At 61.8% G+C, this 25,993-nt stretch carries 23 protein-coding genes and 2 riboswitches; of the genes, 8 read left to right on the forward strand and 15 right to left on the reverse strand.

Annotated elements, in window-relative coordinates; translation table 11 throughout:
- Nucleotides 1-5: 5 nt before the first annotated feature.
- Both AC07UB_RS07035 and AC07UB_RS07040 read right to left on the reverse strand, forming a co-directional pair.
- Entirely contained in the window at nucleotides 6-1,139 is a 1,134-nt protein-coding gene (locus AC07UB_RS07035; protein ID WP_494651571.1) for a ribonucleotide-diphosphate reductase subunit beta, read from the reverse strand.
- Nucleotides 1,140-1,295: 156 nt separating this feature from the next.
- Entirely contained in the window at nucleotides 1,296-4,217 is a 2,922-nt protein-coding gene (locus AC07UB_RS07040) for a ribonucleoside-diphosphate reductase subunit alpha (protein WP_494651570.1), read from the reverse strand.
- A gap of 110 nt (nucleotides 4,218-4,327) precedes the next feature.
- A riboswitch (cobalamin riboswitch) is annotated at nucleotides 4,328-4,546 on the reverse strand.
- Nucleotides 4,547-4,793: 247 nt separating this feature from the next.
- Nucleotides 4,794-5,009, forward strand: a riboswitch (cobalamin riboswitch).
- 99 nt (nucleotides 5,010-5,108) lie between these two features.
- Between AC07UB_RS07040 and metE the strand changes: the two genes are divergently transcribed.
- A complete protein-coding gene (gene metE, locus AC07UB_RS07045) occupies nucleotides 5,109-7,451 on the forward strand; it encodes a 5-methyltetrahydropteroyltriglutamate--homocysteine S-methyltransferase (RefSeq protein WP_494651569.1) in 2,343 nt (780 codons plus the stop codon).
- A gap of 147 nt (nucleotides 7,452-7,598) precedes the next feature.
- On the opposite strand, the gene AC07UB_RS07050 is transcribed toward metE, so the two are convergent.
- From AC07UB_RS07050 to soxY, 8 genes are all read right to left on the reverse strand, one after another.
- Entirely contained in the window at nucleotides 7,599-7,997 is a 399-nt protein-coding gene (locus AC07UB_RS07050) for a c-type cytochrome (RefSeq protein ID WP_494651568.1), read from the reverse strand.
- Between the two features lie 114 nt (nucleotides 7,998-8,111).
- The gene (locus AC07UB_RS07055) at nucleotides 8,112-9,386 is read right to left on the reverse strand and encodes an FCSD flavin-binding domain-containing protein (protein ID WP_494651567.1); all 1,275 of its coding nucleotides are present in this window, start codon (nucleotides 9,384-9,386) and stop codon (nucleotides 8,112-8,114) included.
- Nucleotides 9,387-9,431: 45 nt separating this feature from the next.
- Nucleotides 9,432-9,749 (reverse strand): c-type cytochrome, encoded by a 318-nt coding sequence (locus AC07UB_RS07060; protein ID WP_494651566.1) that lies wholly within the window; start codon nucleotides 9,747-9,749, stop codon nucleotides 9,432-9,434.
- Nucleotides 9,749-10,453 carry a c-type cytochrome gene (locus AC07UB_RS07065; protein ID WP_494651565.1) on the reverse strand — a complete coding sequence of 235 codons (705 nt, stop codon included), beginning with the start codon at nucleotides 10,451-10,453 and terminating at the stop codon, nucleotides 9,749-9,751. The genes AC07UB_RS07060 and AC07UB_RS07065 overlap by 1 nt, the downstream gene beginning before the upstream one ends.
- Entirely contained in the window at nucleotides 10,437-11,714 is a 1,278-nt protein-coding gene (gene soxC / locus AC07UB_RS07070; protein WP_494651564.1) for a sulfite dehydrogenase, read from the reverse strand. The genes AC07UB_RS07065 and soxC overlap by 17 nt, the downstream gene beginning before the upstream one ends.
- Nucleotides 11,715-11,789: 75 nt before the next feature.
- A complete protein-coding gene (gene soxB, locus AC07UB_RS07075; RefSeq protein ID WP_494651563.1) occupies nucleotides 11,790-13,487 on the reverse strand; it encodes a thiosulfohydrolase SoxB in 1,698 nt (565 codons plus the stop codon).
- 80 nt (nucleotides 13,488-13,567) lie between these two features.
- Nucleotides 13,568-13,897: a thiosulfate oxidation carrier complex protein SoxZ gene (gene soxZ / locus AC07UB_RS07080; protein WP_494651562.1), complete on the reverse strand. Its 330-nt coding sequence runs from the start codon at nucleotides 13,895-13,897 to the stop codon at nucleotides 13,568-13,570.
- A gap of 47 nt (nucleotides 13,898-13,944) precedes the next feature.
- Nucleotides 13,945-14,409, reverse strand: coding sequence for a thiosulfate oxidation carrier protein SoxY (gene soxY / locus AC07UB_RS07085; RefSeq protein WP_492793191.1), 465 nt, complete (start codon nucleotides 14,407-14,409; stop codon nucleotides 13,945-13,947).
- 176 nt (nucleotides 14,410-14,585) lie between these two features.
- Here soxY and soxA point away from each other — a divergent pair, with 176 nt between their 5' ends.
- The 3 genes from soxA to AC07UB_RS07100 are packed head-to-tail and all read left to right on the forward strand — an operon-like array spanning nucleotide 14,586 to nucleotide 16,584.
- Entirely contained in the window at nucleotides 14,586-15,410 is an 825-nt protein-coding gene (soxA, locus tag AC07UB_RS07090) for a sulfur oxidation c-type cytochrome SoxA (protein ID WP_494651560.1), read from the forward strand.
- Nucleotides 15,411-15,424: 14 nt separating this feature from the next.
- Nucleotides 15,425-16,057: a sulfur oxidation c-type cytochrome SoxX gene (gene soxX / locus AC07UB_RS07095; RefSeq protein ID WP_494651559.1), complete on the forward strand. Its 633-nt coding sequence runs from the start codon at nucleotides 15,425-15,427 to the stop codon at nucleotides 16,055-16,057.
- A 29-nt stretch (nucleotides 16,058-16,086) separates the two neighbouring features.
- Nucleotides 16,087-16,584, forward strand: coding sequence for a GlcG/HbpS family heme-binding protein (locus tag AC07UB_RS07100; protein WP_494651557.1), 498 nt, complete (start codon nucleotides 16,087-16,089; stop codon nucleotides 16,582-16,584).
- Nucleotides 16,585-17,284: 700 nt separating this feature from the next.
- Here the strand turns inward: AC07UB_RS07100 and AC07UB_RS07105 are convergent.
- Both AC07UB_RS07105 and AC07UB_RS07110 read right to left on the reverse strand, forming a co-directional pair.
- Nucleotides 17,285-17,836, reverse strand: a complete 552-nt coding sequence (locus AC07UB_RS07105; RefSeq protein ID WP_494651556.1) for a SoxW family protein — start codon at nucleotides 17,834-17,836, stop codon at nucleotides 17,285-17,287.
- 46 nt (nucleotides 17,837-17,882) lie between these two features.
- The gene (locus AC07UB_RS07110) at nucleotides 17,883-18,626 is read right to left on the reverse strand and encodes a cytochrome c biogenesis CcdA family protein (RefSeq protein ID WP_492793195.1); all 744 of its coding nucleotides are present in this window, start codon (nucleotides 18,624-18,626) and stop codon (nucleotides 17,883-17,885) included.
- A 40-nt stretch (nucleotides 18,627-18,666) separates the two neighbouring features.
- Between AC07UB_RS07110 and AC07UB_RS07115 the strand changes: the two genes are divergently transcribed.
- From AC07UB_RS07115 to AC07UB_RS07125, 3 genes are all read left to right on the forward strand, one after another.
- Nucleotides 18,667-19,071: a thioredoxin fold domain-containing protein gene (locus AC07UB_RS07115; protein ID WP_494651555.1), complete on the forward strand. Its 405-nt coding sequence runs from the start codon at nucleotides 18,667-18,669 to the stop codon at nucleotides 19,069-19,071.
- A 39-nt stretch (nucleotides 19,072-19,110) separates the two neighbouring features.
- The gene (locus AC07UB_RS07120; RefSeq protein WP_492793197.1) at nucleotides 19,111-19,488 is read left to right on the forward strand and encodes an ArsR/SmtB family transcription factor; all 378 of its coding nucleotides are present in this window, start codon (nucleotides 19,111-19,113) and stop codon (nucleotides 19,486-19,488) included.
- 71 nt (nucleotides 19,489-19,559) lie between these two features.
- Nucleotides 19,560-20,669, forward strand: a complete 1,110-nt coding sequence (locus tag AC07UB_RS07125) for a YeeE/YedE family protein (RefSeq protein ID WP_494651554.1) — start codon at nucleotides 19,560-19,562, stop codon at nucleotides 20,667-20,669.
- 1 nt (nucleotide 20,670) lies between these two features.
- Here AC07UB_RS07125 and AC07UB_RS07130 read toward each other — a convergent pair whose 3' ends face one another.
- The 3 genes from AC07UB_RS07130 to AC07UB_RS07140 all read right to left on the reverse strand — a co-directional run bounded on the left by AC07UB_RS07130 (nucleotide 20,671) and on the right by AC07UB_RS07140 (nucleotide 22,748).
- Complete coding sequence (locus AC07UB_RS07130; protein ID WP_492793199.1) at nucleotides 20,671-21,123, reverse strand: DsrE family protein; 453 nt, start codon at nucleotides 21,121-21,123, stop codon at nucleotides 20,671-20,673.
- Between the two features lie 14 nt (nucleotides 21,124-21,137).
- Complete coding sequence (locus AC07UB_RS07135) at nucleotides 21,138-21,611, reverse strand: DsrE family protein (protein ID WP_494651553.1); 474 nt, start codon at nucleotides 21,609-21,611, stop codon at nucleotides 21,138-21,140.
- Between the two features lie 81 nt (nucleotides 21,612-21,692).
- Nucleotides 21,693-22,748, reverse strand: coding sequence for a YeeE/YedE family protein (locus AC07UB_RS07140; RefSeq protein WP_494651552.1), 1,056 nt, complete (start codon nucleotides 22,746-22,748; stop codon nucleotides 21,693-21,695).
- A 366-nt stretch (nucleotides 22,749-23,114) separates the two neighbouring features.
- On the opposite strand from AC07UB_RS07140, the gene AC07UB_RS07145 reads away from it, so the two are divergent.
- A complete protein-coding gene (locus AC07UB_RS07145) occupies nucleotides 23,115-25,949 on the forward strand; it encodes a bifunctional transaldolase/phosoglucose isomerase (RefSeq protein ID WP_494651551.1) in 2,835 nt (944 codons plus the stop codon).
- The last annotated feature ends 44 nt before the right edge of the window (nucleotides 25,950-25,993 follow it).

Consider the following 25,993-nt stretch of genomic DNA (forward strand, 5'->3'; position numbering starts at 1 on the left):
ACGAATTATTCCCAGCTCAGCGCGCCGCCGTTCTGGTACTCGATCACGCGGGTCTCGAAGAAGTTCTTCTCCTTCTTCAGGTCCATGGCTTCAGACATCCACGGGAACGGATTTTCCGTCTCATTGAACACGCGGGTGAGCCCGAGCTGCGCACAGCGCCGGTTGGCGATGAAGTGCATGTACTGCTCGCAGAGCGCCGCGTTCAAACCCAGAAAGCCGCGCGGCATGGTGTCCCTGCTGTAAGCCGCCTCGAGCTCTGCGGCGTCCCGGATCATGCCACGCACCTCGTCCTGGAATTCACGCGTCCACAGATGCGGATTTTCCATCTTGATCTGGTTGATGACATCGATGCCGAAATTCAGGTGAATGGATTCGTCGCGCAGGATGTACTGGTACTGCTCGGCGATGCCGACCATCTTGTTGCGGCGGCCGAGCGACAGGATCTGCGCAAAGCCCGTATAGAACCACATGCCCTCGAAGATCACATAGAACGCCACGAGATCGCGCAGGAACGACTGATCCGCCTCAGGCGTGCCGGTCTTGAAGTCCGGGTTCTCCAGATTCTGCGTATGCCTCAGCGCCCAAGCCGCCTTGTCGGTGATCGACGGCACCTCGCGGTACATGTTGAATAGCTCCCCCTCGTCCAGCCCGAGGCTTTCGACGATGTACTGGAAGGTGTGCGTATGCACCGCCTCCTCGAACGCCTGCCGCAGCAGGTACTGGCGGCATTCGGGGTTTGTCAGGTGGCGATAGATCGCGAGCACAATGTTGTTGGCGACGAGGCTTTCGGACGCCGCGAAGAAGCCGAGGTTGCGCTTGATGGCGCGGCGCTCGTCCTCGGTGAGGCCGTCGCGCGACTTCCACAGCGCGATGTCGGCCTGCATCGAGACTTCGGTCGGCATCCAGTGATTGTTGCAGCCGGCGAGATACTTCTCCCAGGCCCATTTGTATTTCAAAGGCAGAAGCTGGTTGACGTCGGCGCGGCAGTTGATCATCGCCTTGTCGTCCACCGACACACGGCCGCCCTTGCGGTCGATGGTGCCGAGCCCGGTTTGGTCGGTCGGGGCTGATTGGCCGGTCAGGATGGGTGGAAGCGAATTGACGGCTTTGTTCGGTGTGGTTTCGGACCAGTCGAGCATGACGATATTCCTGTTATCTCGATGTCGTCCCCGCGAAAGCGGGGACCCAGTGCTTTGCAGACATCGACTTGAAGTTGAGTGTGGTGGCGGCGTGGCTCGCGAACTCAGACCTGTGCCTGAAGTATGGGTCCCCGCTTTCGCGGGGACGACGCAGTACTACTGGCACGCCTCGCAGTCCGGATTGTCGATCGAGCACGCCACTGCATCGGACAGATCCGGCGCGGTCGATGCTTGCGGCACCACGATGGGCTTGTTCACCGGCATGGCAGCAAGCGACGACGACGACGAAACCGAATTGAGCTTGCCGTCGGTCCCCTTCAGCGTGGATTTCTCCACATGGGTCGCGCTACGCGAACGCAGGTAATAGGTCGTCTTCAGGCCGCGAGCCCATGCCAGCCGATACAGCTGATCGAGCTTCTTGCCCGACGGATTGGCGATGTAGAGGTTGAGCGACTGCGCCTGATCGATCCACTTCTGCCGACGTGCCGCAGCTTCGATGAGCCATGCGCTGTCGATCTCGAACGCCGTTGCATAGAGCAACTTGAGATCGTCGGGCACGCGATCGATGGAGCCGACGCTGCCGTCGAAGTACTTCAGGTCGGACACCATTACCTCGTCCCACAACCCGCGCGTCTTCAGGTCGCGGACCAGAAATTCGTTCACCTCGGTGAAGTCGCCCGACATGTTCGATTTGACGTAGAGGTTCTGGTAGGCGGGCTCGATCGACTGCGCCACGCCGCAGATGTTGGAAATCGTCGCCGTCGGCGCGATCGCCATCACGTTTGAGTTGCGCATACCGGTGGATTGCACCCGCTCGCGCAATGCAGCCCAATCCATCGTTGAGCCGCGATCCATCTCCAGACCACCTCGCGCATCCGCCAGAATCTCAATCGAGTCGAGCGGCAGGATGCCTTTGCTCCACAACGAGCCGCTGAACGACGGGTAGCTTCCGCGCTCCGCGGCCAGATCGACCGACGCCGAGATGGCGTGAAAGGAGATCGCTTCCATGCTCTGGTCGGCGAAGGCGACGGCGGCGTCCGACGCCATCGGGATTCGCAACGCATGAAGCGCATCCTGAAAGCCCATCAGGCCGAGGCCGACCGGGCGATGCTTGAGGTTCGAGCGGCGCGCTTCCGGAATGGTGTAGAAATTGATGTCGATGACGTTATCGAGCATCCGCATCGCGGTCGAAATCGTCCGCTTCAGCCGCGCATGATCGATGCCGCCCTCACCCACATGGTTGAGCAGGTTCACCGAGCCGAGATTGCACACGGCGACTTCGTCGTCCGACGTATTGAGCGTGATCTCGGTGCAGAGGTTCGACGAATGGATGACGCCGACATGCTGCTGCGGCGAGCGCAGGTTGCATGGGTCCTTGAACGTAATCCACGGATGTCCGGTCTCGAACAGCATGGTCAGCATACGCCGCCACAGGTCGGTGGCGCGCAGCGTCTTGAACACGCGCATTTCGCCGCGCGCGGCCTTCGCTTCATAGAACGCATAACGCTCGGCAAAGGCCTTGCCATAAAGGTCGTGCAGATCCGGCGTCTCGTCCGGCGAGAACAGCGTCCATTCGCCGTCGGCTTCGACGCGCTGCATGAACAGGTCCGGCACCCAGTTCGCGGTGTTCATGTCATGGGTGCGGCGGCGGTCGTCGCCGGTATTCTTGCGCAGGTCGAGAAACTCCTCGATATCGACATGCCACGTTTCGAGATAGGCGCAGACCGCGCCCTTGCGTTTGCCACCCTGATTGACCGCAATCGCAGTGTCGTTAGCGACCTTGAGGAATGGCACCACGCCCTGGCTTTCGCCGTTGGTGCCCTTGATGTGCGCGCCGAGGCCGCGCACGCGGGTCCAGTCGTTGCCGAGACCGCCGGAATATTTCGCCAGCAGCGCATTGTCCTTCACCGACTTGAAGATGCCATCGAGGTCGTCCGCCACCGTGGTGAGGAAGCAGGACGACAATTGCGGCCGCAGCGTGCCGGAATTGAACAACGTCGGCGTCGAGGCCATGAAATCGAACGACGACAGCAGATTGTAGAACTCGATGGCGCGGGCCTCGCGATCGATCTCGCGAATGGCGAGACCCATCGCGACGCGCATGAAGAACGCCTGCGGCAGTTCTATGCGGTTGCCGTCGGTATGCAGGAAGTAGCGGTCGTAGAGCGTCTGCAAGCCGAGGAACTGAAACGCGAGATCGCGCTCCGGCTTCAAAGCCGCCGCGATCCGCTTCAGGTCATAGCGCGCCAGTTCCGGATCGAGCAATTCGGCTTCGATCCCTGCTTTGATGTAAGCCGGAAAATACTCCGGGTAGCGCGCGGTCATGTCGGCCTGCGTGGCGTTGATCTGCGCGGCGTGGACAAACGACAGCACCTCGGTGCGCAGCTTGTCGAGCAGCAGCCGCGCGCTGACATAGGCGTAATTCGGCTCCTGCTCCACCAGCGTGCGCGCGGCCATGATGCCTGCGAGCGCGAGTTCGTCCTGGCTGATGCCGTCGTAGAGATTGCGGCGGGTCTCGGTGAGAACGGGGCCGAAATCGACACCGTCGAGATTGCCGCAGGCCTCCTGAATGATCAGCGTGAGGCGATCGACATCGAGCGGCACGCGCGTGCCGTTGCCCAGCGTCACATGCAGCTGCGGCTCGGACGATGTCTTGACCGGCTTGGCGGCGGCCTCTTCGGCGCGCTGGCGCTGGCGTTCATCGCGGTAGAGCACATAGGCCCGCGCGACCTTGTGGTGTTCGCTGCGCATCAGCGCGAGTTCGACCTGATCCTGCACGTCTTCGATGTGGAAGGTGCGCCCCTCGCCGATCCGGCGGGTCAGCGCGCTCACCACCTCGTTCGTCAGTTGCTCGATGATTTCATGGACGCGGCGCGAAGCAGCGGCCGTGTTTCCTTCCACCGCGAGGAACGCCTTGGTCATCGCAATGGAAATCTTGCCCGCGTCGAACGGCGACACGGTGCCGTTGCGGCGGATGACCTGCAACGGCGGCTCATTTGCAGGGATGGCCAGCGACTCGGAACGCAACTGAATGAGAGGAGCGGATTTGGCGGCTTCGCGTTCGATCGAGAGTGACATCGGCAGACCCCGTGCATGTTGCAATTTTCTGGGGGCTGGGGCCGAAAGGCGCGTCGTCGCGGCGCGCGAACGCACCGAAGCACGCGACCGCCGGACACCCCGCCCGTGGACGTTCTTTTGGTGTCGCGGCAGGTCTCCTGGCTCGCAGGTCGGCGCTGAGTCCGGTCTTCCCGATGCGGATCAGGCATCAGTGACTTAGGTCGGACTCAACTCACTGCTTACAGTTGCGGGGGCAGCGCCGGAATTGCTGCACTGGATGCAGCTCACCGGCTTCCCATTTTCACCGCTAGGCCTTGCGGCTTTGCGGAACCTCGACGTCTACATCTGGTATCCGCCAGGCTGCACTGTCAAGCGGCAGTGATCGTGGAAAACGGGGACAGGACGAGAAACAACATCAAACAAACGGGAAAACTCTCGAAAAAAATTTTGACCAGTCGTCGATACGCCGTGCGGCCGACTGCTCTCCGGCGAATTACTAGAGAACTCTCTCAGGATGATTCTGCCCACTCTAGTTGGGGCGACGTCCGGGAGCGGTCCAGTGGGAAGCTTTCCTTTTGACCTGACGCCGCCCGCTTCTCATAACGAGAGCATCGCGGTTCTGCGGATCGGTGATCCGGAGCCAAGAGGGAATGCGGTGCGCGGGGCCTGACGGTCCCGCAATTCCGAAGCTGCCCCCGCAACTGTAAACGGTGAGCTTTGTCCATCCATGCCACTGAGGCGAAAGCTTCGGGAAGGCAGGACTTAAAGCGGCGACCCGTGAGCCAGGAGACCTGCCACGATCACATTACGTCCACGGGCGGGGTGCCCCGGTGTGTCGCTTGCGAGAGGACGGCCCCGCCGTCTCTGTTGTTCGCGCATGTCCGGCCCTGCTCCAACATCACGGGGTTTCCGATGTCGAGTTTGTCTTACGTATCGTCTATTCCTGTCGCCACGCTGGGCGTTCCGCGCATCGGTCCACGGCGCGAACTGAAAATCGCGCTGGAAAAATTCTGGGCCGGCAAGATCGATGAGGCCGCATTGCGAGAGGCGGCGGCGAGAATTCGCGCCGACAACTGGACGCGCCAGCGCGATCTCGGCGTCACCGTCATCCCGTCCAACGATTTCTCGCTTTACGATCAGGTGCTCGACACCAGCGCGATGGTCGGCGCGATTCCAAAGATCTACGGCTGGACCGGCGGCCCGGTATCGCTGGCGACGTATTTCGCGATGGCGCGCGGCAGCCAGAACGATGTGAGAGACTACGACGGCTGCGCGCACGGTCACGATCATGGCCATGGTCACGGCGTTCCGGCGCAGGAAATGACCAAATGGTTCGACACCAACTATCATTACATGGTGCCGGAGTTCGCGAAGGATCAGACCTTCGCCCTCGCCTCGACCAAGGCGATCGACGAATACCGCGAAGCGAAAGCGCTCGGCATCCAGACCCGGCCGGTGCTGGTCGGCCCGGTTACGTTCCTCAAGCTCGGCAAGGGTGAGAACCGGCTGTCGCTGCTGCCAAAGCTGCTGCCGGTCTACATCGATGTGCTCAACAGGCTCGCGAATGAAGGCGCGGACTGGGTGCAGATCGACGAGCCGTGTCTCGTACTCGATCTCGATGCCGCAGAGAAAGCGGCGCTCAAGACCGCGTACAGCGAAATCGCGCTGAAGGTGCCGGGCCTCAAGATCATGCTGGCCGCCTACTTCGGTGAACTCGGCGACAACGAAGCGCTGGCATTAAGCTTGCCGGTGTCGGGATTGCATCTCGATCTCGTGCGTGGCGCAAAGCAGATCGATCAGGCCCTGAAGCAGGCTCCCGCCGACCTCGTGCTGTCGCTCGGCGTGATCGATGGCCGCAATATCTGGCGCAGCGATCTGTCGAAAATTCTCGGCCAACTGGAGAGCATCGTTGCAAAGCGCGGCGCGGATCGCATCCAGATCGCGCCATCGTGTTCGATGCTGCACGTGCCGATCGACCTCGATCAGGAAACGGACTTGGATTCCGACCTGAAGACATGGCTCGCCTTCTCGGTGCAAAAGATGGGCGAATTGGCGGCGCTCAGCCGCACGCTGTCATCGGGACACGATGCCGCCAAGGATGTGTTCGCGGCCTCGGACGACGCTTCGGAAAAGCGCGCCTCATCCCCGAAGATCCACGACCCGGCGGTGATTTTGCGGGCCGCGAATACCGCGCGCGATCTGTCCGAACGCAAGAGCCCGTTCGGCACACGGCAGAACCTCCAGAGCAAGGTGCTCGGCCTACCCTCGTTCCCGACCACGACCATCGGCTCGTTTCCGCAGACCGAAGAGGTGCGCAAGGCCCGTGCCGCTCATGCCAAGGGCCAACTCAGCGACGCCGAGTACGATGCGTTCCTGCGCAAGGAAACCGAGAAGGCGGTGCGCTGGCAGGAGGACATCGGCATCGACGTTCTCGTGCATGGCGAGTTCGAGCGCAACGACATGGTGCAGTATTTCGGCGAACAACTGTCCGGATACGCCTTCACCAGACACGGCTGGGTGCAGAGCTACGGCTCGCGCTATGTCCGTCCGCCAATCATCTTCGGCGATGTGTCGCGCCCGAAGCCGATGACGGTCGGCTGGTCGTCATACGCGCAATCGCTCACACCGCTGCCGATGAAGGGGATGCTGACCGGCCCCGTCACCATGCTGCAATGGTCGTTCGTGCGCGACGACCTCGGCCGCGATCAGGTTTGCCGCCAGATCGCATTCGCGCTGCGCGACGAGGTGACCGATCTCGAGCGCGCCGGCATCGGCGTGATCCAGATCGACGAGCCTGCGCTGCGCGAGGGTCTCCCGTTGCGCAAGGGCGACTGGAAGGCCTATCTCGACTGGGCGGTGGAGTGCTTCCGGATTTCGCAAGCGGGCGTGAAGGATGAAACGCAGATCCACACCCACATGTGCTACGCCGAGTTCAACGACATTATCGACGCCATCGGCGCGATGGACGCGGATGTCATTTCCATCGAGACGTCACGCTCGAAGATGGAACTACTCGATGCATTCGTGACCTACAAATATCCGAACGAGATCGGACCCGGCGTCTACGACATCCACTCGCCGCGCGTGCCCGAGGTGCCGGAGATGATGGAGCTGATCGGCAAAGCCCGCCGCAATCTGTCGCCCGAGCAGATCTGGATCAATCCGGATTGCGGCCTCAAGACGCGCGGCTGGCCCGAGGTGAGGTCGGCGCTGACCAACATGGTCGAAGCGGCGCGACAGGCGCGGAACGGTTAGCGGACGACGTTATCGCAAATCGTCATGGCCGGGCTTGACCCGGCCATCCACGACTTCGCTTCGATGGCAAACAAGGCCTGGATCACCGGGTCAAGCCCGGTGATGACGGATTGAATGTGTTGAGAGGCAAGTCGGCTGAAAATCAGCTTACTTTTTCTTGCCGTCCGCACCGAACTGCTTGAGGAACGCGGTCAGATCCTTGATCTCATCGTCCTTCTTGATGCCGGCGAACGCCATCTTGGTGCCGGGAATCTTGGCCTTCGGGTCCTTGATGTACTCGGCGAACACCGCATCGTCCCACGTGATGCCTGAATTCTTGTTGGCGTCGGAGTAATTGTAGCCTTCGACCGTTCCGGACTTGCGCCCGAACAATCCGTTCAGCACCGGGCCGACGGTGTTCTTGGCGGTTTCGCCGACCTGATGACAGGCGCGGCATTTGTTGAAGGACTTTTCGCCGGCGGCGACGTCCTGCGCGTTGGCGGAAGGGATCGTGGCGCAGATCATGGCAGCGAGAGAAACGGCGGCGAACAATGGACGAGTTATCATCTGTCTGGACCTTTGAACGGATAGGAGGCTGGCAAGCAGGCGGGCATAACGCGGGACGATCTTACCCGCTGCCGAAGCAGCGGGTATCTCTATTTAAGTACTATTTCAGGTGTCTCAGGCAAATATGTCGGCGGTGATCCCGGCGTACCAGCCCATATTTTCCCGCTGCGTCTCCTTGCGGAGTTCCGCGGTCTCGCCTGTCTTGGAAACGAAAGTCGAGGATGCGCCGATCTTGCCGTCCTTGGGCTCATAAGCGCCGCCGACCTTCACGCAATCGTCGGTGTCGATCATGCTCCAGCAGGTGTTGGTGTAACGCGCCGGGAACGTCTTGGCGGATGCAAGCTCCCCACGGATCATCATGGCGGCGACCTTGGCCTGGCTGTTGGCCGAGAAGGCCGATTTCGGCATTTCGCCCGCGATAGAGGCATCGCCGAGAATGTAGATGTTGGAATCGATCGCGGACTTCATGTTTGCCGGATCGATGGCGCAATAGCCGGTGGCATTGGCGAGGCCCGCATCCCGCGCGATGGCACCCGCCATCTGCGCCGGAATGACGTTGACCAGCGCCGCATTCTTGTAGGTCTCGAAGCCGGTCACCACGGTGTTGGTTTTCGGATCGACCGACTTCAGGCCGTCATGCACCTTGGGGCCGAGCCATTCCACCATGCCCTTGTAGTGCTTCTCCCAGCCTTCCTGAAACAATGCCTGCTTGGAGAAATTCTCCTTCGGATCAATCACGAAAATCTTGCAGCGATCCTTCTTCGCTTTCTTCAAGGCGTGCGCCATCATCGACACGCGCTCATAAGGACCGGGCGGGCAGCGATAGGGATTCGGTGGCGCGATCATCACGATGACGCCGCCGTTCGGCACGGCATCGAGCCGCTTCTTCAGCAGCAGCGTCTGCGCGCCCGGCTTCCAGGCGTGCGGCATCTTTTCTTCCGCCGCCTGCGACCAGCCCGGAACCGAATCGTATTTCAGGTCGATGCCCGGCGAAACGACCAGACGATCGTAAGGAATTTTCTTGCCGCCGGCGAGAATGACTTCCTTCTTGTCGCGGTCGATCTTCGCGGCGCGGTCCGCCACCAGACTGACACCGTGCTTTTTAAGTCCGGCATAACCGTGCGTGATCGAGGCGTAGTCCCTGACGCCGCCGAGATAGAGATTGCTGTGGAAGCAGGTCTGATATTTGGCGTTCGGCTCGATCAGGGTCACGGCAATCGCGCCCGCGCTGTCCTTGGCGATGTACTTCGCGGCCGTCGCGCCGCCCGCTCCGCCGCCGATTACCACGACGCGCGGCTTGGCCTGTCCGAAGACCGCAGGCGCGCCGAACACCGTCGCGCCGGTCAGCACCGCAGTACCGGTGAGAAATTGTCGTCGATTGAAATTCATAGTCCCCTCCCGCTGTTGATGGTCGGCAACATACACGTCGTTGAATTATTTTGGCGGTGACAGATTCCCAAAGAATGTCGCCAACGCAGCAATTTCATCTCCCGAAAGCCGTCCGGCGATGGTTTGCATCACCGGGTTGTCCCGCTGCTTCTCCTTGTAGGCGTTCATCACGGCGATGAACTGGTCCTCGGGCCATCCGGTAATTTTCGGGATGCCCTGCGCAATGGGACCCGATGCGCGATGACAGGTCACGCATTCGGCTGACAGATACTGCCCGAGTTCACGGTCGCCCGCGACGGCATCGGAAACCAGACCCGCTGTCAGGATCAGAAACGCCGCCGTCGCTCTCGGCGGCGATCTCATCAATCGACCTTCGGCCCGGACTTGCCGTCGGGCGTCACGTCCACCGAAATCGCCCGGCCGATGACTTTCGGGGCGCTGCGGCAATCCTTCATGCACGGGTCTTTTTTCCAGAACTGCTTCTCTGCGGTCTCGCGGTCGTCGTCGTAGAAAGCGCCCGCATTCGGCATCTTGATGGATGTGAAGTTCTTCTCGTTCAGTTCGAAATTCTCGTCCTTGATGACATCGTTCATCGACAGAATATAGGCGATCAGCGCGTAAGTGTCGTCGTCGGACAGCGACCGCGCATTGCCGTAGGGCATCGCGCGCTTGATATAGTCGAACGCCGTCGACAGATCCGGCCAGAATGAGCCGACGGTCTTGTCGGGCCGGTCGGCCTTCAGCGTTCCCGCGCCGCCGGACAGCACCGGCCAGCGGCCGGCGCCCTCGCCGAATTCGCCGTGACAGGACGCGCATTGCGCCTGGAAGATCACATCTCCCTGCTTCACCGTCCCTTTTCCGGCCGGAAGACCTTTGCCGTCCGGCCGCACATCGGTGTCCCATGCGGTGATTTCCTCGGGCAGCGCGACGCGCCCAAGGCCGAGCTTAGGCGAGGTCTTCGCCATTCCCTGTGCGGCAATTTGTTGCGCCGGGGCTTGCAGGTTTGCAACTGCGAGCGCCGCGCCGCAAACCAGAACAGCGCCAAGAATTTTAGCCGATCTCGACATTTTCAGTCTCCCCGCCTGAACGCACCAGCCAGGTCTGAATGCCGTTGTTGTGGTAGATCGAGTTGACGCCGCGCACCTTGCGCAGTTCGTCCTTGGTCGGCTGAACGTAGCCGGTCGAATCCATCGCACGGGACTGGATCATCAACTCCTGACCGTTCCAGTCGAAATCGACATAAAAACGCACCAGCGATTTATCCAGCACCGGCCCGTCGATACGCGCCGTCTGCCAGTTGCGTCCGCCGTCCATCGTCACATCGACACGCTTGATGGTGCCGCGGCCGGACCATGCGACGCCGCTGAGCACGTTACGGCCCTTGTGCTTGAGCGGGGCCTGCGGCGACGGATTGGTCACCACGGATTTCGCATCCATGACGAAGGTGTGCTTGCGCGAACGGCCGTCGGCCAGAAGGTCGGTGTATTTCGAGGTCTCCTCGCGGGTCTGCCATGGCTGATCGCCGGCCTCGATGCGCCGGATCCATTTCACCCAGAGATTGCCTTCCCATCCCGGGATCACCGCGCGCAGCGGATAACCCTGCTCGGGCCGCAACGCTTCGCCGTTCATCGCGAACGCGAGCAGGCAATCGTCTAGCGCTTTCTGCACCGGCAGCGAACGGTTCATGCCGGCGGCATCCGCGCCCTCCAGCATCAGCCATTTCGCGTTCGGCTTGAGGCCCGCTTCATCCAGCAGCGTCTTCAACGACACGCCGGTGTACATCACGTTGTGCACCATGCCATGGGTGAACTGGCAGCCGTTGAGCTGCGCACCGCGCCACTCCATGCCGGAATTCGCCGCGCATTCGAGGAAGTAGACCTTGTTCACGCGCGGCATCCGCTTGATGTCGTCCATCGTGAACACCAGCGGCTTGTCGACCAGGCCGTTGATCATCAGCCGATGGTCGGCGGGATTGATCTCGGCCACGCCGCTGTGGTGACGCTCGAAGCAAAGCCCGGACGGCGTGATGATGCCTTCCAGCTCGTGCAGCGGCGTGAAATTCACCGACGATTCCGGCGACGCCGTCAGCCACGACACGTCGCGGCGGATCACGTTCTTCTCGAACTTCGACGGCACGCCGTAAGGCTTTTTGTCGACGCCGTCGCCGAGATAGCGTTGCCAGTCCTGAACTTCGGTAATCAGCGGATCGGGCTTGGCGCTTTCCGCAACGGCGGGCAGCGCTGACAGCGCGGCGCCCGCGCCTGCCAGACCTGCTGCGCCGAGAAACTTTCGGCGGTTGAGAAATTCCGCAGATGGCTTGTCACTCATGCGGCACCTTTTTTCTCTCTACTTATCCTGATACGTGAATATGTTGATCATGACGGCGCGCATGAATATGCCTCGTCAGACGCCGGAGACTTTAACAGCGGTGTTCGGTTCGACCTTCACGGTGCCGCGCTTGCCTACATGTGCTGCGACCACATCCCAGATCGGCGGACCTTGCGTGTTCTCGTTGATGCTGGCCCAGCCGGCGACGGTGTAGCTCTTCGCCGCCTCGATCGGCTTGCCGGACTTGAGATGCGTCAATTCGGAAATGCGCGATCCCATCGGTTTTGAAACGTCGATGCTGTAGCCCATGCCGCCGATGCGGACCATGTCGCCGCCGCCCTGGAAATAAGGATCGGGATGGAAAATGTTGTCGGCAACATCTTCCAGAACTTCCTTCATCTGAGCGCCGGTCATCTGGCTGCGATAGCAGTTCGGATAGGTGATCGCGGTGGCGTTGGTCACGTCTTCCCATGTGATCGAATCGCCGGGGATCAGCGTGCCGCCCCAGCGGAAGCCCGGCGACAGCGCGATCTCGACGTCGCGCTCCGCGAGCATGGCGTCGCAGATCAGATCGTCGAAGGTGCCGTTGAAGTTGCCGCGGCGGTACAGCAGCGAGTCGGTCTTGCCGATGACGCGCGCCAGATCCTTGGCGAACGGCGCCCTCACCTTCTCGACCAGCGCCGTCATCGATGCGTCTGGCTTGATGGCATCGGAGAACACCGGCATCAGCTTGAAGCGAACGCCGGCGACCTTCTTGTCCTTCACCTCGATATCGAGGCGCGACACGAACTTGCCGTGCGATCCGGTCGCGACCAGCACCGTATCGCCGACCCGCACCAGACCCGGCATCGCATCGTGGGTGTGCGCGGTCAGGATCACATCGAGGCCCTTGACGCGGCCCGCGAGCTTGCGGTCGACGTCGAAGCCGTCATGCGAAAGAAGGACGACGATCTGCGCGCCCTCGGCGCGCGCCTCGTCGACCTGCTTCTGCATGTCCTCTTCGCGAATGCCGAATTCCCATTTCGGGAACATCCAGCGCGGATTGGCCACCGCGGTGCGTGGCAGCGCTTGCCCGATCACGGCGATCTTCGCGCCGCCCCGCTCGAACATCTTGCGCGCCTCGAACACCGGCTCCTGCCATTCGTTGTCGCGAATGTTCTGCGCGAGAAATGCGAACGGCGCCTTGTCCGCGATTTCCTTGACGCGCTCGGCGCCGTAGGTGAACTCCCAGTGCCCGACCATGGCGTCGACCTTCAGCGCCGACATGACATCGACCATGTCCTGCGCCTTGGTCTGCAACGAGGTCCAGCTTCCCTGCCAGGTATCGCCGCCGTCGAGCAGCAGCACCTTGTCCTCGCCGCGCTCCGCGCGCACCGCGCCGATCAGCGCAGCGATGCGGTCCATGCCGCCCATGCGGCCGTAGTTGCGCGCGAGCGAGACGAAATCATCCGCCGTCAGCGCATAGGCATCGGCCGATCCGGTCGCGACGTTGAAATACTTGCGAAACTCCGCATCGGTGAGATGCGGCGGAAGTCCGCGATCCGCGCCGACGCCGAGGTTGACCGACGGCTCGCGGAAATACAGCGGCATCAACTGCGCATGAATATCCGCGACGTAGAGAATCGTCACCGTGCCGAGCGGATCGAAGCGCGTGATGTCGGCTTGCGTGAGCCGCTGCTGGGCCGCGACCCGGCCGAGGGGACCAAGCCCGCTCCCGATCGTCAGCGCCGACGCAGCCGCAGTCGCCTGCAGGAAATCCCGCCTCGATATCATCGAACCATCCTCGATCCCCTCACGCGAAGGGAAATGTTCAGAAGTTTTGCGCGCGCGGGCATCGCGGCCCGCGCGAAGAATCAGCCGACGGTGATCTTGTTCTTCGCGGTGTATTCCGAACCGTCGTCATCCTTCCACGTGAAGGTGAACTCGCCGGTCTCGGCGGCCTTGTAGAAGAACGACTGATAGGGATTGGCGGAGATCGCCGGATTCCAGTCGGCCTCGAACACCTGCTTGCCGTTGAACGTCGCCGAGAACTTGTTGATGATCTTGCGCGGCACGACCTTGCCGGACGAATCCTTGCGCTGACCGGATTCCATCTCGTGCGAGATCAGCGTCTTGATCTCGATCATTTCGCCGGGCTTGGCGGTCGCCGGAACGCGAACGCGTGGTGTGGGTGCTGTGGCCATGGGAGAAGTCCTCGCCTGAATTGTTTTTTTTACCGAAACCGTTCCGATCAGCCGCCGCAGCCGCCGATCGTGACCTTGATGTTCGCTTTCGCCATGTGCAGGTTGCCGTTCGACATCTCCGCGACGCAGACGATGTTCTGCGTCTGCGCGAGGCGCATGCGGGTCGATGCGGAAGCCTTGCCGCAAGCCGGCGTGAACTTGTAGGTGACGACCCCCGGAAGCGGATTGCCGTCGGCGAACACATGCACGGCCTTGACGTAATCGGCGTCGGTCATCGGGCTTTCGACTTCCACATTGATCGGAACGACAAGGCCGTTCTCCGCGATCTCGGGCACGTCGAGCTTGATCTTGCCGCTCTCGAGTTTCTTGTCGCCGTACAGCTTCTTGATCTCTGCTGCGACCGCGTTCTCGTCAGCGAACGACATTTTCGGTGCGAGCAACGCCGCAAGCCCCGCGATGGCTGCAAGCGTCAGCGTTTCGCGACGGGTTGTTTCAACCGGCTTCAAATTCATCGACAATTCCTCCTGCGGGAGTCTTTTGCATCCCTTGACGATAGTATCGCTTGACGACGCCAAGTTTGATCTATCATGATCCGCTCACATCATTATATTCTTTTTTGTGAATGTAAAGATAATCTAGGCTGGGAACCGAAAAGGCCGCAAAGACGGCCTGACGGAGGGAGGACAAGATGAGACAGACCGCAATCCGGTCGGCAATCGCTGCTGCCATTCTTCTGTGCGCCTCGAGCGCCGCCGTTCGCGCGCAAGACGCGAGCGAGAAGGAAATCGAGCGTTACCGCGCGATGATTTCCGATCCCATGTCCAATCCGGGTTTTCTCGCCGTTGATCGCGGCGAAGTTCTCTGGGCCCAAAAGCGCGGCGACAAGAACGCCTCCCTTGAGACCTGCGATCTCGGCCAGGGTCCGGGCAAGCTGGAAGGCGCGTTCGCCAAGCTGCCGCGCTATTTCAAGGATTCAGACAAGGTCATGGACCTGGAGCAGCGCCTGCTGTGGTGCATGACGAACATTCAGGGTCTCGACACCAAGGACGTGGTCGCGCGCCGGTTCTCCGGCCCCGGCCGCGCGTCCGACATGGAAGACCTTGTCGCCTACATCGCCAACAAATCCAGCGGCATGAAGATCGATATTCCACTCGCCCATCCGAAAGAGCAGGAAATGGCCGCGGTCGGCGAAGCGCTGTTCTATCGGCGCGGCGGCGTGAACGATTTCTCCTGCGCGACGTGTCATGCCGAGGAAGGCAAGCGCATCAGGTTGCAGGGATTGCCGGATCTGTCGAAGCCCGGCAAGCAGGCTCAGGAAACCATGGGCGGCTGGCCGACCTACCGCGTGTCGCAGGGCGCGCTGCGAACCATGCAGCATCGTTTGTGGGATTGTTACCGCCAGCAGCGCTGGCCTGTTCCGGAATACGGCACCGATGCGCTGACCGCGCTGACCGTCTTCCTTCAGAAGCAGGCAGCGGGCGGCGAAATCAACGTCCCGTCGATCAAGCGTTGAGAGAGGAGCGCATCATGACATCATCATTGAAAATCGCCGCGCTGGCTCTCGCCGCTGGCCTCGTTGCCCTTCCCTTTTCGGCGTCGGCGCAGACCGCACCGAAGGCCGCCGACCCTGCCATCGTAGACGCCTATGTGAAGTCGACCTTCGGCAAGGCGCCGCCGGAATGGCAGGAACGTATCGTCCCGGACGAGACGCTGAAGACCTGCAACAAGTATCACAACAACGTGCCGCCGGCCGAAGCCGATGCGATCACGAAGCGTGAACTCGCCCGCGTCGTCTATCCCGCTGACGGAAAACTCCTCGGCGACTGGAAGTCCGGCGCGAAGATCGCCAACAACGGACGCGGCGGACAATTCTCCGATCCACCGGGCACCGTCGCGGGCGGCAACTGCTACGCCTGCCACCAGATGGAGCAGAAGGAAGTCTCTTTCGGCACGCTCGGCCCGAGCCTCACCAACTACGGCAAGGACCGCAAGTTCGCGCCCGACGAAGCCAAGGCCGCCTTCACCAAGATCTTCGATTCGCAGGCGGTGTTTGCGTGCTCCAACATGCCGCGCTTCGGCGCAAACAAGGTGCTCGACGAACAGCAGATCAAGGATCTCGTTGCGTTCCTGTTCGATCCGGAATCGCCGATCAACAAGTAAGCTCGGCCTTCGATCAAGCGGAGCTAGACATGACTTTGAAAAGTTTGCTGACTGCATCGGCGATGTGCGCCCTCGCGTCATCGCCGGTGTTCGCGCAGGAAACCACCGTGACCTACAAGTCGCTGACACCGGACCTCGCGCTGGAAGCCGCGCGGGGTGCGCTCGCCGATTGCCAGAAGCGCGGGTTTCAGGTGGCTGTCGCGGTCGTCGATCGCTTCGGCGCACCGCAGGTGATGCTGCGGGATCGCTTTGCGGGCGCGCATACGCCGCCCACCGCAACGGGCAAGGCATGGACTGCCGTGAGTTTTCGCAGCAGCACCACCGAACTGAACGCCGCAACCCAGTCTCCTGCGATGCAGGGTCTGCGCAATCTGCCCAACGTCGTGGTCATCGGCGGCGGCTTGATGATTGAAGCGGGCGGCGCGCTGCTCGGCGGCATCGGCGTCTCCGGCGCGCCCGGCGGCGACGCGGACGAAGCCTGCGCCAAGGCAGGCATCGCCGCGATCAAGGACAAGCTGGATTTCTGAGAGTGTGTGGCGCAGCGCTCGCCAAACATTCGATGTCGTCCCGGCAGTCGGTTGGAGCGCAGCGATTTCCCACCCTGTCATTCCGGGATGTGCCTCTTGGCGCAGGCCCGGAATCCATCCTTCAAGAAACTTAGAAATAGTTCTGGATTCCGGGTTCGCGCGAAGATGCGCGCCACGGAATGACGACGAAAATATTGAGCGATCGCACCCTCGAAACATTTCGTGATGGGGACACAAATCCCCGCGCTCTGAACCCCGCTTATGTTCAGCACGTCCTGTTCGTGAGGGGCGCTTTCTAGAGGCGTCTTGAGAGCGGAGCAGGATGCGGCGCCTGCACGTGTGTTTCGCAAACACACGCTCGGGAGGCTGGGGTCACCGTCCGGGCCAACTACGTGGCTCTGCCGTTCGCGGCTGGACGCGGACAGGATGAAGGCGGGGAAATCCCGCCGGATAAGACGCACCGCGTCCGTCCTGTCCCGGAAGTACGGTCCTCTCGCCCAAAATCGCCGCAATGGAGCGCCGTGAGGCGATGCGCTTCCGGACCACATCGTGTCGCAAGCGATGCCGGAAGCGAAACAAGACAACGTGCGCCTCGCGGCGCTCCATGCCCCTCGTTGGTTTTGAGAGGCAGAACCAAAAGCCTAACTCGCGCATGGCGCGAGAACAAACTGACGTGGCTGTTTGAAAATTGAATCGAGAATTAAGCCTGCCGCTTCAGCCATTCCGGAAACGGCACAGACTCGTAGCCCTTCTCGCGGACATAGCGGAACATCGCGAGAAATTCGGTCGGCTCAAGCAGTCCCGGCATGCGTACGACTTCCCGCGCCTGACCTTGCTTCGCCGCAAGACCGGCCGTGGACTCCGGAAAAAACTGGATCGTCGGCGTGAAGCGAACGCCGTAAGCCTCGCCCAGCGCCTTCTCGCCGCGCTTGCGTCCGTCGAAGTCGGTGACCTCGCGCGCGCCGATATGATTGAGATGGAGAATCTCGAAGTTGTCGCGGATGTATCCCTCGATCTTCGGGTCGATCATATGCACTTCGTGCATCCGCTTGCAGGCCGGGCAGCCCTTCAGGCCCCACATGATCGCAAAGCGCTTGCCCTTCGCGGTCGCCCCCGCGAGATCTTCGGAGAGATCGAGGAAGCTCTCCAGATACCAGTCCATATGGTAGATGCCGTCGTCACCGAGGATCGGCTTGCTTGCCGACGCCGGCGCAACACGCAGAGCGAGAACGCCGGCACCAAGCGCGGTCATCGCTTGCCGTCTTGTCAGCAATTGCTTTTGCAAAAGAACCTCCCGTTCAACCGATCGATCCGAACACCGGAAACGTTTCCAGCAGCCAACCGGCGATGCGCGGCATTCCGCCAGTCAAAAACAGCACACCCGTCAGCACAAGAGCGCCGCCGATCACCTTTTCGATAGTCCCCATATGGCCGCGCAGCCGCGCCATCAGCCTCACGAACGGGCCGGAAAAAAGCGAGGCCAGCATGAAGGGAATGCCGATCCCGAGCGCATAGGCTCCGAGCAGCAACGCGCCCCGCGCCGCCGATCCCTCGACACCCGCGACCACGAGAATGGCGGCCAGCACCGGCCCGACGCAGGGTGTCCAGCCAAACGCGAAAGCGAGGCCGACGACATAGGCGCCGAGAAATCCCGCCGGTTTCGACGCGGTCTGAAATCGCGCTTCGCGAAACAACAGCCCGATCCTGAACAACCCGAGGAAATGCAGGCCGAGGATGATGATGACAACGCCGGCGACGATGGCGAGCGTTTCGAACCAGGCGGTGATGGTCTTGCCGATCGCCGACGCCGACGCGCCGAGCGCGATGAACACCGTGGCGAAGCCGAGCACGAAGGCGAAAGACAGCGCGACCACGCGCCAGTTCGGCCGCCAGCCGCGCGCGGCGTCATCCTTTGTCAGGTCGTCGAGACTGATGCCGGCCAGAAAACAGAGATACGGCGGCACCAGCGGCAAGACGCAGGGCGACAGGAACGACAGCAGCCCCGCCCCCAATGCCCCGATGAAAGAAATGGAAGAAACCACGAGATTTCCGGCTCTAGCAGATATATGCGAATTCGTGTATATGTATCACATGTTCCTTGGATCGCGTACAAAAACCTTCGTTCTGGCAGCCATCGCGGTCGCGGCGAGCAACCTTTGGCCCGCGCTGGCCTCCGCGTCCGAACTGCTAATGTTCGAGCAGGCCGGTTGCGTCTTTTGCCAGCGATGGGACCGCGATGTCGGCGCGCTCTATGGCAAGACCGAGGAAGCCAAGGCGCTTCCGCTGCGGCGCGTCGACATCCAGAACCAGAAAATGAGCGGCGTCACCCTCGCCTCGCCTGTGCGTTACACGCCGACGTTCGTGGTGGTGGACAACGGCCGCGAAATCGGACGCATCACCGGCTACAGCAGCGACGACGCATTCTGGGGTTTGCTGGATTCTCTTGCCGCCAAACTTGCACGGCCATCGGAGCCGAATCGAATCTGACCGATTGTGAGTTCACCGTTTGAAAGACAAGCCGCAGCCATGACATCGATCCTTCCATCCGAACTGGAAACCGAGCTTCGCGACGGCGCGGAGTACTCGCCCGAACTCGATCAGCTGATGCGCAAGGCGCGCAAGGCCAGCAATTTTCTCAAAGCGCTCTCGCATGAAAACCGGCTGCTGCTGCTGTGCCTGCTGGCCGAGCGCGAGCGTTCGGTCACGGAGCTTGAGAACATCCTGTCGCTGCGGCAGTCCGCGGTGTCGCAGCAGCTCGCGCGGCTGCGTTACGACGGCATGGTGGATACGCGGCGCGACGGCAAGACGATCTACTACAGCATCGCCAATGACGACGTGCGCCGGGTGATCTCGGTGGTCTACGATATCTTCTGCTCGCCCGTGGAGACGACGGCAAAGAAATAATCCTGCCGTAGCGGCAGGCGGACGCGGAGCGGCCCGCAAGGCCAAACTCCATGCCGATTGGGAGAAACGCCATGCAGAATATGTCTGCCTGGATGCAAGCACTCGCTGGCTTCGCCATTGGAGCAGCCGCGGGCTTTGCCGTGCGCCATGCGCGGCTGTGCACATTCGGCGCGATCGAGGATGCGCTGATGGGCGGCGACAGCCGGCGGCTGCGCGTGTTCGGGCTTGCGCTCGGCATTGCCATTCTCGGAACGCAGGCGCTGATCGCCGGCGGCTTTCTCGATCCTGCGCTCGTCACCTACACGCCGTCCGCGCTGCCGCTAGTCGCGATCGCGATCGGCAGCGTCATGTTCGGCATCGGCATGGCGATGGTCGGCACCTGCGGCTTCGGTTCGCTGGTGCGGCTCGGCGCCGGCGACCTGCGCGGCCTCGTCGTCGTTCTGGTTCTGGGCGCCGCGGCCTTCGCCACGTTGCGCGGCATACTTGCCGGCTTCCGGATCGACTTCATGGAATCGCTGTCGCTTCCGATGCCGGACGGGGCGCGTTCCGACATCGCGTCGCTGTCGTCGCTGATGCTGGGCCTCGATACGCGGATTGTCATCGCAATCATCGCAGGAGCCGTGCTGTGCTGGCTGGCGCTCAGCGACATCCGGTTGAGGCGCGCGCCGCGGATGGTTTCGGCGGGGATCGTACTCGGCCTCATGATCGTCGCGGGATGGATTGCCACCGTCGCATTGACCGACGACTTCGCCGGGCCGCAGCGTCCGCAAAGCCTGACGTTCGTTTCGACAGTGGGCAAGGCGCTTTATGCGGGCCTTTTGAATGTGACCAACTTCGCTGACTTCGGCGTCGGCAGCGTGTTCGGCGTCATCGCCGGATCTGGTTTGGCCGCATGGCGCGCCGCCGAATTGCGCTGGGAAGCCTTCGACGACGATCACGAGATGCGCCGTCATCTCTCCGGCGCGGCGTTGATGGGCGTCGGCGGCATTCTCACCGGCGGCTGCACCATCGGTCAGGGACTGACGGCGGGATCGATGCTGGCGCTGTCGGCGCCGCTCGCGGTCGGCGGCATGATTCTCGGCGCACGGCTCGGCATTGCCATTCTGGTCGATGGCTCACCACGCGACATCCTTCAGCGCCGCTGGGCGAACCTGCTCGGCAGAAGCGGACCTGCGGAGTGAATCAGGGCCGCAGGTAGCTCCAGCCCTGCTCCTGCAATTCGATCAGGCGCACCGCGCCCGACGGCGTAAGCTCCGCCTGAGAAATAAGGCTGACGGGCTTGCCTTCGCGCTTTTCCATGCCGTCCTTGGTATTGCCGCAGGCGATGAACTTGACGCTTGAAGGAAAGCTCGCGTCCACGGCTTGCTTGATACGGTCCTGCACCGGCGAGGTGTCCGAGCGCAGCATGTGCAAACCCGGGCCGTAAGTGACCAGTTCGATCTGGACCGTCTCGCCCTTGGACTTGTACTGCTCGATGATGTTGTTGACGTTGTTGAGAGCGAGGTTCATCACCGCCGGATCGTTCTGATCGACCTGAATGGAGACGCGGTGTTCCTTCTTGTCGGCGGCAAAGCCGGCAGAGGCGGTCAAAGCCAGCATCAGCGCGGCGGCAATCGCACCACAAAATAATCTCATCTCAAATCTCCATATCAAGGACGAACGACGGTATACCCGCTTTCACTCAAAGTCAGCAATTGGCCGACGCCAACCTGAACCTCGATGGCATGCGGATTGATTTTCGGCCGCTGTCCGGTTTCGCGCTCGATTGTATCCAGCGTGTTGCCGCAGACGTCGAAGCGCACGCCCTGCGTGACAAGGCTGTCGACCAGTTGCCGGTTTTCATTGGTGTCGCGCAGCAGATCGATACCCGGCCCGAACGTCACCACTTCGATGGCGACCTTGTCCTGACCGTAGGCTTTCTGAAGGTTGCTGGCGACGCTGAGCACCAGCCGCTGCTTTTTCGGATCGGCGTCAGAGAGTTGCAGTGCAATGAAATGCTCGGCGAAGGGCTTGTCGCTGGTTGGCTTGCGTTCCGCGGCCTTGGTTTGCGCGCGCGCCGGACGGGCGGCAGCAGATGCGACCGCGACAAGCGCAATGGAGCGAAACAATTCGCGGCGATTCATATGGCGTGTTCTCCCGGCCGACAACGCGGCGGGAGGATGCCGCAGCGTCCTCAGAACGACAAGATGTTTACTGCAAACGTTCTAGTGAGCGCGCGTCGCGAGCGCCGGGATAACGACGGCGCCGCGAATGCCGAGCGCCGCGCCCGACAGAATTCCGGCGGCTGCGATAAACGAGGGCATTCCCAGCGTGGAAAGACCGGTCAAACCCTGGCCAATGGAGCAGCCATAGGCCATTGCGCCGCCGGCGCCCATCAGCAACGCGCCGGAAATCGAACGCACCATGTGGTTCGGCGACGTGTAGCCTTCGAGCTTGAAACGCCCCGTGAGAACGGCCGTCAGCAGACTGCCGGTGAGCACGCCGGCAACCAGCGCGATACCGAAATTCAGAGTCAGCCCGGTCGAGAGCATCGTGTATTGCAGCGCATCGGCGATCGGCGAGACGAAGCTGAGCGACGTCACAGGAATCGGATTGAATTCGTCGGCGCCGATCCAGCCCGTCGTGAGCCAGCCGGCCACGATCAGACCACCGACTGCGAACCCGGCTGCGATCTGACCATACGAACGGCGGAACTGCCGATCGGAGAACGCAAAGATCAACAGCGCGCCGCTGGCAAGCAGCGTGACGGCTATACGGGCTGCGAATTCATCGATGCCCATGGTGGCCAGCAGCGCGGGCGCAGAGACAGCGGCCGGCGTCGTTTGCGTCGCCTGAAGGAATGCCAAACGAGCCGGCGCGATCAGACCCTTCAGGGTCATCTGCGCGGCGATGCCGATGATCGCGATCACGACCAGCGAACGGAGATTGCCTTTTCCGAGAAGAACCAGCGCGCGCGAGGCGCAGCCGTTGGACAGCACCATGCCGAAGCCGAACAGCAAGCCGCCAGCAAAAATCAGCGGCGCGGAGAACGAAGGCTGCAAATAGAGCGACTTGGCGATGTCCACGATGCCAGCGCCCGCAATGAATTGCGTGCCGAGAATCGCGACAGCCAGTGCGACTGCGTAGCTGCGGACCTTGCGGCCGTCATTGGCCGTCCACCAGTCCCGCAGGCTGCTCATCAGGCAAAAGCCACTGAGCAGACCGACCACGCCAAAGGCGAGGCCGATCAGGAAGCCAGCGGAAACGGGGATGCCGGGCATGGCGAAGGTTCCTTGAGCTTTGTCGATAACGTCTTGAAATCCACCAACATCTATTCGCCCGTATGCCGGGGGTCTATATCGTTGAAAAACTAAGGATAATGTTGCCCGGCCGACCCGAAATGGAGAGAGTCCTCCTATTCTGGGAGGCCGCAGGCGGAAATCCTTCTCCACGGTTCCCACGAAAAATCGGGCTGCTGGAGGCACTCTCTATAATTACCTCCGGAGGCCGTTCCACAGCGCAGGTCGAGATGCTCCATTCAGTTCGTTTTGAGCTGCCACCGGCCTCAAAAGAACCTTTTGACAAGGTTTGGCTTTACGTCTGACAACGTCTCACTTTCCCGCCTCGCCAAATCCACCAGAGAACTCATGAACCCAGTCAAAACTCTTACGAATCACGGTCAGGCGATCTGGCTCGATTTCCTCGCACGCGGGTTCATCGCCAATGGCGATTTGAGGGCGCTGGTCGATCAGGACGGCGTGCGCGGCGTCACCTCCAATCCCTCGATTTTCGAGAAGGCCATCGGCGGCAGCGACGAATACGACGGCGCTGTGTCGGCGCTGCTGAAAGAACGCGACCGGCCAGTGGGCGACCTTTATGAAGCCCTTGCCGTGGAAGACATCCAGCGCGCGGCGGATGCGCTGCGCTCCGTCTACGATGAACTTCAGGGCACGGACGGCTATGTCAGCCTCGAGGTCTCCCCCTATCTGGCGCGCGACACGGCGGGCACCGTCGCCGAAGCGCAGCGGCTGTGGAAAGACGTCGCCCGCGATAACCTGATGGTGAAGGTTCCAGGTACCCGCGAGGGTGTGCCGGCGATCCGCGAACTCATTGCGCAGGGCATCAGCATCAACGTCACGCTGCTGTTCTCGCAGAAGATGTACGCGGAAGTGCTCGAAGCCTACATCGCCGGCCTCGAGGCTTTCGTCGCGGGCGGCGGCGACCCGAAGCGCGTCGCCAGCGTCGCAAGCTTCTTCGTCAGCCGGATCGATGTTGCGGTCGACAATCAACTGGACGGCAAGATTGCGGCCGCCAGTGGCGACGAGAAAGTGCAGCTCGAAGCGTTGAAGGGCAAGGTGGCGATCGCCAATGCGAAGCTCGCCTACCAGCACTACAAGAAAGTCATCGTCAGCGAGCGCTGGAAAAAGCTGGCGGCCAAGGGCGCGCAGGTGCAGCGGCTGCTGTGGGCCAGCACGGGCACCAAAAACAAGGCCTACAGCGATGTTCTTTACGTCGAGGAACTGATCGGCCGCGACACGGTCAACACCGTGCCGCCCGCGACGCTCGATGCGTTTCGCGATCACGGCAAGCCGCGCGACAGCCTCGAGCAAAATGTTGCGGACGCCGAGCGTGTCCTCGCCGAACTTGCGAAAACCGGTATCTCGCTGGATGCAATCACCGAAGCGCTGGTCGATGACGGCGTGCAATTGTTCGCCGAGGCTGCCGACAAGCTGCTCGGCGCTGTTGCGCACAAGCGCGCAACCATTCTCGGCACACGTATCGATGCGCAGGCCATCAAGCTCGGCGCGGAGATCGAAAAAGACGCCAAGGCGCTCGCGGAGAGCTGGCGGGCGAAGGGCACCATCCGCGCCTTATGGAATCGCGATGCGTCGATCTGGACCGGCAAAGACGAAAGCAAGTGGCTCGGGTGGCTGGATGTGGTCGCCCGCGAGCAGAACGAGATTGCGCGTTATGTCGCGTTTTCCGGATGGGTGAAGAGCAAGAACTTCACCGATGTCGTCGTGCTCGGCATGGGCGGCTCAAGCCTCGGCCCGGAAGTGCTCGCGGAAACCTACGGTCAGACCGCAGGCTTTCCGAAGCTGCGCATCGTGGACTCAACCGATCCCGCACAGGTGCGCCGAACCGAAGCTGACATCAAGCTCGACAAGACGCTGTTCATCGTGTCGAGCAAATCCGGCGGCACCACCGAGCCCAACGCGCTGATGGAGTATTTCTTCGTTCGCGCCGGCGCAAAGGCAAACGAACGCTTCGTCGCTGTGACAGATCCCGGTTCATCGCTGGAAAAAATCGCAACCACGCGCGGCTTTGCGCAGATTTTCCATGGCGAGCCAACCATCGGCGGCCGGTATTCGGTCCTCTCTCCGTTCGGCCTCGTGCCTGCGGCAGCAGCCGGAATCGACGTCGCTGAGTTTCTCGGCCACACGGCGGCGATGGTTCGCTCCTGCGGTCCCGATGTTCCGCCGGCGGAAAATCCCGGCGTGCAGCTCGGGCTGGCGCTTGCCGCCGCCGCGAAGCATGGCCGCGACAAACTCACACTGACCGGATCGAAACGCATCGCGGACTTCGGCGCGTGGGCCGAGCAGCTCATCGCGGAATCCACCGGCAAGAACGGCAAGGCGCTCATTCCGCTCGAAGGCGAAGCCCTCGGCAAACCCGACGTCTATGGCAAGGATCGCGTGTTCATCGACCTGCGTCTGACAGACGATACCGACAACGTACGCGAGACAGTACTCGCAGCATTGGAGGCTGCCGGCCATCCCGTCATCCGCATCGCGGTGACAAGCCCGGCGCATATCGGGCAGGAATTTTTCCGCTTCGAAATTGCAACGGCGGTGACGGGCGCCGTCATGGGGATCAATCCGTTCGACCAGCCCGACGTCGAGGCCGCGAAGATCAAGACCCGCGAGTTGACGTCCGCGTTCGAGAAATCCGGCACGTTGCCCGACGAGACCGCCGTTGCGACGGACGGGGCAATTGCGATCTTTACGGACAAGGCGAACGCCGATGCACTGCGCAAGGCAGGCGCTGGAAGCGACCTTGCGTCATGGCTGAAGGCGCATCTCGCCCGCATCGCACCCGGCGATTATGTCGCCGCACTCGCCTACCTCGACCGGGACGAGACCAACATCGCGGCCATGCAGACCATCCGCATGGCGATCCGGGACGGCAGACGGGTCGCGACCTGTGTCGGGTTTGGCCCGCGTTTTCTGCATTCCACCGGCCAAGCCTACAAGGGCGGGCCGAACACCGGTGTATTTCTCCAGATCACGTCGGACAACGCCGCCGATCTTGATATCCCCGGCCAGCCCATCAGCTTCGGTGTGATCGAGGCGGCGCAGGCCCGTGGCGATTTCGACGTTCTCGCGGAACGCGGACGGCGTATCCTGCGGCTCCACATCAAGGGGGATATCGCCAAGGGCCTCGCGGTGATCGCTGGTGCTGTCCAGGGCGCATTGGCTTAAACGCGTCAGCGCGTCCACCTTGCCGATGCCCATAAAAATGCCGG

The organism is Afipia sp. GW821-FHT04G03, from assembly GCF_059419985.1.

Coding starts and splice junctions, on each gene's coding strand:
- AC07UB_RS07035 (WP_494651571.1), bottom strand. CDS start 1,139: ATGCTCGACTGGTCCGAAACCACACCGAACAAAGCCGTCAATTCGCTT.
- AC07UB_RS07040 (WP_494651570.1), bottom strand. CDS start 4,217: ATGTCACTCTCGATCGAACGCGAAGCCGCCAAATCCGCTCCTCTCATT.
- metE (WP_494651569.1), top strand. CDS start 5,109: ATGTCGAGTTTGTCTTACGTATCGTCTATTCCTGTCGCCACGCTGGGC.
- AC07UB_RS07050 (WP_494651568.1), bottom strand. CDS start 7,997: ATGATAACTCGTCCATTGTTCGCCGCCGTTTCTCTCGCTGCCATGATC.
- AC07UB_RS07055 (WP_494651567.1), bottom strand. CDS start 9,386: ATGAATTTCAATCGACGACAATTTCTCACCGGTACTGCGGTGCTGACC.
- AC07UB_RS07060 (WP_494651566.1), bottom strand. CDS start 9,749: ATGAGATCGCCGCCGAGAGCGACGGCGGCGTTTCTGATCCTGACAGCG.
- AC07UB_RS07065 (WP_494651565.1), bottom strand. CDS start 10,453: ATGTCGAGATCGGCTAAAATTCTTGGCGCTGTTCTGGTTTGCGGCGCG.
- soxC (WP_494651564.1), bottom strand. CDS start 11,714: ATGAGTGACAAGCCATCTGCGGAATTTCTCAACCGCCGAAAGTTTCTC.
- soxB (WP_494651563.1), bottom strand. CDS start 13,487: ATGATATCGAGGCGGGATTTCCTGCAGGCGACTGCGGCTGCGTCGGCG.
- soxZ (WP_494651562.1), bottom strand. CDS start 13,897: ATGGCCACAGCACCCACACCACGCGTTCGCGTTCCGGCGACCGCCAAG.
- soxY (WP_492793191.1), bottom strand. CDS start 14,409: ATGAATTTGAAGCCGGTTGAAACAACCCGTCGCGAAACGCTGACGCTT.
- soxA (WP_494651560.1), top strand. CDS start 14,586: ATGAGACAGACCGCAATCCGGTCGGCAATCGCTGCTGCCATTCTTCTG.
- soxX (WP_494651559.1), top strand. CDS start 15,425: ATGACATCATCATTGAAAATCGCCGCGCTGGCTCTCGCCGCTGGCCTC.
- AC07UB_RS07100 (WP_494651557.1), top strand. CDS start 16,087: ATGACTTTGAAAAGTTTGCTGACTGCATCGGCGATGTGCGCCCTCGCG.
- AC07UB_RS07105 (WP_494651556.1), bottom strand. CDS start 17,836: ATGACCGCGCTTGGTGCCGGCGTTCTCGCTCTGCGTGTTGCGCCGGCG.
- AC07UB_RS07115 (WP_494651555.1), top strand. CDS start 18,667: ATGTATCACATGTTCCTTGGATCGCGTACAAAAACCTTCGTTCTGGCA.
- AC07UB_RS07120 (WP_492793197.1), top strand. CDS start 19,111: ATGACATCGATCCTTCCATCCGAACTGGAAACCGAGCTTCGCGACGGC.
- AC07UB_RS07125 (WP_494651554.1), top strand. CDS start 19,560: ATGCAGAATATGTCTGCCTGGATGCAAGCACTCGCTGGCTTCGCCATT.
- AC07UB_RS07130 (WP_492793199.1), bottom strand. CDS start 21,123: ATGAGATTATTTTGTGGTGCGATTGCCGCCGCGCTGATGCTGGCTTTG.
- AC07UB_RS07135 (WP_494651553.1), bottom strand. CDS start 21,611: ATGAATCGCCGCGAATTGTTTCGCTCCATTGCGCTTGTCGCGGTCGCA.
- AC07UB_RS07140 (WP_494651552.1), bottom strand. CDS start 22,748: ATGCCCGGCATCCCCGTTTCCGCTGGCTTCCTGATCGGCCTCGCCTTT.
- AC07UB_RS07145 (WP_494651551.1), top strand. CDS start 23,115: ATGAACCCAGTCAAAACTCTTACGAATCACGGTCAGGCGATCTGGCTC.